The organism is Methylophaga sp. UBA1464, assembly GCF_002325665.1.
Classification (GTDB): Bacteria; Pseudomonadota; Gammaproteobacteria; order Nitrosococcales; family Methylophagaceae; genus Methylophaga.
The window spans coordinates 23,680-24,624 of the sequence record NZ_DCSO01000107.1; the positions used below are offsets into that span (position 1 = coordinate 23,680).

The following is a 945-nucleotide window of genomic DNA, read 5'->3' on the forward strand; positions in this document are numbered from 1 at the left end:
CGAGCCAATGCTTCACTTCAAGCGGTCAAAAATGATATTGCCAAAGAACTTCGAGCCGAAGAAATCAAGCAGGCCTTTAAAAAACCCGATGATTTACCCGATCTGAATGAAATCATTGATATTGATGAACCGGTAAAACCTGAATCGAATCCCTCGGATAACGCTGAAGATAATTCAGCGGAAAAAAAGCAGGCTGACGATGGAAAATAGTGAACAACAACCACTGATTTCTCATCTGGTTGAGCTTCGGGATCGGTTGCTCAGAGCTATCCTTGCCGTATTAATCATTGCCGTCTGCCTGTTACCCTTCGCCAATGACTTATATCTTATTTTATCTGCGCCCTTGCTTGAACATCTGCCAGAAACCAGTTCCATGATTGCCACAGAAGTGGCTTCACCCTTCCTGACCCCATTTAAATTAACACTGACCGCCGCGATTATGCTGGCGATGCCTGTTTTGCTTTATCAATTATGGGCCTTTATTGCTCCCGGCTTGTATCAACATGAAAGACGGCTGGTTTTTCCACTGATGTTTGCCAGTACGCTACTGTTTATTCTGGGCATATTGTTCGCTTATTTTGTCGTCTTTCCGCTGGTGTTTGGCTTTTTGACACAGGCAGCGCCTGAAGGTGTTGCAGTGATGACAGATATCAGCAGTTATCTGGATTTTGTTTTGAAGTTATTTTTTGCTTTTGGTCTGGCATTTGAAGTGCCAATCGCCACGTTACTGTTGATTTGGACAGGGATCTCCACTCGAGAAAGTCTTTCACAAAAAAGGCCTTATGTGATTGTCGGCGCTTTTGTGATTGGCATGTTACTTACCCCTCCAGATGTGATTTCACAAACATTGTTAGCGGTTCCAATCTGGTTGTTATTTGAACTGGGGTTACAGGTTTCGCGGTTTATTCCAAAAAACAGAGAGAAATCAGAAATAGCGGATTAGGG

At 43.5% G+C, this 945-nt stretch carries 2 protein-coding genes; both read left to right on the plus strand.

Going from position 1 to position 945, the window contains the following annotated elements:
- On the plus strand, nucleotides 1-210 hold a 210-nt coding region (locus B3O33_RS14510; RefSeq protein ID WP_292363871.1), incomplete at its 5' end, for a twin-arginine translocase subunit TatB.
- Nucleotides 200-943: a twin-arginine translocase subunit TatC gene (tatC, locus tag B3O33_RS14515; protein ID WP_292361103.1), complete on the plus strand. Its 744-nt coding sequence runs from the start codon at nucleotides 200-202 to the stop codon at nucleotides 941-943. The genes B3O33_RS14510 and tatC, both read left to right, overlap by 11 nt.
- Nucleotides 944-945 lie beyond the last annotated feature (2 nt).

Excerpts from the sequence above, each read along its gene's own strand:
- tatC (WP_292361103.1), top strand. The coding sequence starts at position 200 with ATGGAAAATAGTGAACAACAACCACTGATTTCTCATCTGGTTGAGCTT.